5 protein-coding genes are annotated in these 4,096 nt (G+C 37.4%); 4 read left to right on the forward strand and 1 reads right to left on the reverse strand.

Annotated features, from left to right (window positions below; genetic code table 11):
* The first annotated feature begins 143 nt into the window (after positions 1-143).
* The 4 genes from ACM03V_RS34175 to ACM03V_RS34190 all read left to right on the forward strand — a co-directional run bounded on the left by ACM03V_RS34175 (position 144) and on the right by ACM03V_RS34190 (position 1,876).
* On the forward strand, positions 144-623 hold the full coding sequence (locus ACM03V_RS34175; RefSeq protein ID WP_414625264.1) for a DUF411 domain-containing protein: 480 nt from the start codon (positions 144-146) through the stop codon (positions 621-623).
* Between the two features lie 124 nt (positions 624-747).
* A complete protein-coding gene (locus tag ACM03V_RS34180) occupies positions 748-918 on the forward strand; it encodes a hypothetical protein (RefSeq protein WP_414625260.1) in 171 nt (56 codons plus the stop codon).
* A 42-nt stretch (positions 919-960) separates the two neighbouring features.
* Positions 961-1,230, forward strand: coding sequence for a peptidase (locus tag ACM03V_RS34185; RefSeq protein WP_414625261.1), 270 nt, complete (start codon positions 961-963; stop codon positions 1,228-1,230).
* 160 nt (positions 1,231-1,390) lie between these two features.
* Positions 1,391-1,876, forward strand: a complete 486-nt coding sequence (locus tag ACM03V_RS34190; RefSeq protein WP_414625262.1) for a hypothetical protein — start codon at positions 1,391-1,393, stop codon at positions 1,874-1,876.
* 272 nt (positions 1,877-2,148) lie between these two features.
* Here ACM03V_RS34190 and ACM03V_RS34195 read toward each other — a convergent pair whose 3' ends face one another.
* The gene (locus ACM03V_RS34195) at positions 2,149-3,471 is read right to left on the reverse strand and encodes an inorganic phosphate transporter (RefSeq protein WP_414625263.1); all 1,323 of its coding nucleotides are present in this window, start codon (positions 3,469-3,471) and stop codon (positions 2,149-2,151) included.
* Positions 3,472-4,096 lie beyond the last annotated feature (625 nt).

A 4,096-nucleotide genomic window follows, 5' to 3' on the forward strand; every position in this document is an offset into this window, starting at 1 on the left:
ATGATTAAAGCCGTTCTAGAAGAACGAGGCTTGTATCCCATTGTTTTCGGTCAAAATTCAAAATACAAATCAGGTTCTCTATAATGTTTAAATCTAAGTCAAAATTGGTTTTTTCTATAATAAAAAGCGTCGTTATTTTAGCAATGGTAGGAGTATTTTATTGGCTTCCGTTTACGGGAAATAATGCCCAAGCCATCGCTAGCGTATGGGATAAGGAAACCGCACCACTTTATTCAGGAGCAAAACAAGTTACCGTTTATCGCAGCCCTTATTGTAATTGCTGTGAAGGTTGGGTAGAACATATGCAAAAACATGGTTTTGAAATCAAAGATGATATTAAAACCGAAGATATGGAAGCAATTAAACAAGAATACAACGTACCTCAACAATTAACATCTTGTCATACCGCAATTATTGATGGTTATGTCATGGAAGGGCACGTTCCCGCCGATGATATCAAACGTTTTATTGCGCGATCGCCTAAGCAAATAGGTTTATCAGTACCCGGAATGCCTTCAGGTACCCCCGGAATGGAAATGGGAGATAAAAAAGATCCGTTTGCTGTAGTTTCTTTTAATAAGAATGGGGAAGCCGAAATTTTTAAAGAATATCGCTCTTATTAATAAAAAGTTAACATAATTAACAATTATAAGTAAAAAATGAATTTCCGTAAGTTGCACCGTAAAATAGCTCCAATCTTATTTTTACCGCTATTACTTAGTGCTTTGACTGGTATTAGTTATCGAATTGGAAGAAGTTGGCGAGGGTTTATCAAATGAGTTTGGCAATTTGATGATGACTATTCACGAGGGCAGATATTTAGGAAAGCCTCTTGCACCAATTTATGTATTGCTAACCGGCTTAGGATTGATTGGTATAGTTATTACTGGAATAAGTATGCTCAAACAGCGAAAATAAATAGACAAAAAGAATTTAAAGCCTGCAAAATTTAACGTCCATTTGCTGCATAGTTTATTAGCTCCTGTTTTCTTCTTACCTCTATTTGTTAGTGTATCAACAGGTATTATTTATCGTCTTGGTAAAGCCTGGTTTGGTTTATCTGCTCAACAAGCTCAGTTCTTTATGAGTATTCATCAAGGCAGCTATTTAGGCTCATCTTTACAAGCAATATATATTCTTTTGATAGGTTTAGGATTGTTGATAATGTTGGTAACAGGAATTCAGATGACGGGTATTTTCCGAAGTCGCACTTCCAACTGCAAATTATGAACCTTAGATTTAGAAAGGTAACAATGTCATTTTAAGTAAATTAGCACCACATTTAGATAATTTTAATCCTAAAGATACAAGTATTTACTCAACTAAAGATCGTACTATTAAAAAATAATTTCAGCACAGAATTTATTTTTTCAACTATTTAGGATTCGTCATGAATAAAAAAAGCAAAAAATCAAAAAAAGATTCAAAAACCCCAAAAGCAGACAACAAGCGTCCAGTTGACTCAAAAGATTTTGAAATCGATCATACTTTTAATGAAGACGGTAATCGCCCTGTTGCTAAAAGCAATCTTGATATTGAAGAAACCTACAACGTCGAATATCATCTTCCTATTGATAAAAGCGCCGATAAAGAAGATGGATTTCTTCATGTAGACGGTAATCGCCCTATTGATGAAAGCGACTTAGAAATTGACCATACTTTAAATATAGATGGTCGCCGTCCCGTTGGTAAAAGCAATTTTCAAGTTGAAGAGACTTTTAATGTAGATGGAAAGCGCCCAATTGCCAAAAGCAATTTTGAAGATAATCAAACCATTAGTGTAGATGGCGAACGTCCCATTGATGAAAGCGATTTAGAAATTGACCATATGATGAATATAGATGGTCAGCGTCCCGTTGGTAAAAGCAATTTATAAAAGTTCGTAGTAAGGGCTTGAGTCTAAGGTGTTGACTTTGATAAGATTTCCGCGCTTAAAGTTCATACAATTTTTATGCCAGTAACAATCGCAACCCGCAATCCCTCACTCCGCCTCCGGCTCCCCTCTCCCAAACTTGGGAGAGGGGTTGGGGGAGAGGGATTTGCGATCAACTTTTAGACTGAAAAAAAGGTATAGAGTTAACAGCCTAGCTTAAGCCCTTCCATGCGAGGACTAAAGCCCTTACTACAAACCAGCTTTAGATTTGTGATTTATCCCAAAATCAAACGAATCAAACTAAAAATAACCGCGCTTAAAACTGCACTTACCGGAAGCGTCACAATCCAAGCAGCAGCAATTCCTTGCAAAGTTTTGAACTGCACCGATTTTATATCTTGAACTATGCCAACACCAACCACACCACCAACAAGTGCGTGAGAAGTAGAAACTGGTAAACCCAAACGAGACGCAAGAATTACCGTAGTAGCAGTTGCCAACTCCGCACAAAAACCACTACTTGGCTGCAAAGTAATAATACTTTCGCCGATAGTCGCAATAACTTTTTTACCCAAAACTGCCAAACCGAAAACAATACCAGCACCACCAATCACAAGAATCCATACGGGAATATCTAAATCGTAAATAGGAACTTTCCCACTGCGATTGATATAAGTTATAGCAGCCAAAGGAGCGATCGCATTTCCCACATCATTAGAGCCGTGAGCAAACGCCACAAAACAAGCACTCAACAATTGAAATCTACCAAATATACGCTCAATTGGATTTTGGATTTTAGATTTTAACTCTTTTGGATTTTGGATTAAAGATTGGGAATTGCTTTCTTCCCCCTCTCTCCCCATCTCCCCATCTCCCCATCTCCCCGCTTCTCGCCAACTATAAACCGTAAGCCCTACAGCCGCGATTGTGCCGATGAAAAGCGGAACATCATGAGAAGGTATTTGCCAACCAAGTTGCTCAATTAAATAAGTTGCAAGCGGCTGAGTTACTTTTGGTAAAACAATTATTCCGAATACTCCCAATAGCAAAGCACTTAACCAGGGAATCCACTCGTTTAACTGTTGTAATTGCTGCGGTTGATCTAAAATCCAGCGCTTGATTTGACTGTAAAATAGAGCCGCAATACAGCCGCTGATAACTGGTGTAATTACCCAGCCCAAAGTAATCGTGCCAATCGATGACCATTCAATCGAATTAAACCCCGCAGCTACGATACTAAACCCGGCGATCGCTCCAACAGTTGCATGAGAAGATGAAACCGGCAAACCCCGCGATGTGGCTAATTGCAGCCATAAAGCACTAGCTAATAAAACCGAAAACATCCCAGTTGCAAAAATTTCGGGTGCATTGGCAAATAAAGCCGGATTACTGACATCTGTAGCTAAAGTTTGGGATACCTCATGTCCGAATAAAATAGCACCAGTAAATTCCAGTATTCCAGCAATTACCAAAGCCTGTTTTAAAGTAATTGCTTTAGAACCCACCGAAGTACCCATTGCATTAGCAACGTCATTTGCTCCGAGGTTAAAAGCAAGGTAGAAAGCTAATAAGATAACGATAATAATAGGGATTGTCATTTAATTATTTACGAATTGGCAATTGGGAATTAAAAATAGGTTAAAGGTTAGAGGTTAAAGGTCAAAGGTGATAATTAATAACTCATAATTTCTAACTTGTTCTGCCTAATACCTATTCTCAGAATTAAACATGAATCAATATTTTATAAGTATCTTCAGAAGGAGTTAAAGCTTAAATTGTTACGGATAAATTTATAACTTATAGCTGTTGCTAATTAAGGCTTGTATATTAATTGATTTGAGAATGCACTCTGCTTGTATCGGTTTCCTAAACTAACCATTATCAGTCATATTTCTTTAATAACTTGCACCATTGTAGTTAAGCTTCAGCACCCGCCTTGTAAGCCGGAGGCTTTCTCGCAGAGAAATCAATTTCAAGGCTGACATACAAAGTACGTTAAAACGCACTATAATCCTTAATCAGTCTGATTTATCAGACTTTGTTTTTGAGCCTTGGAATAAATTCCAAGGCGGTGTTGCGAAAATTTCGACTTTACGGCAATCTTACAAGATATAAATCAAATTAATTATGACTGTGTATCAAACCAAAAAACATTTTTAGATAATAATTATGGTTCTTCAGCACTTGGTATGCTAACTAAATAATCGTAAAAAGGCAGAAGGC

Origin of the sequence: Calothrix sp. CCY 0018, assembly GCF_963920925.1 — a bacterium.
Lineage (GTDB): Bacteria > Cyanobacteriota > Cyanobacteriia > Cyanobacteriales > Nostocaceae > Rivularia.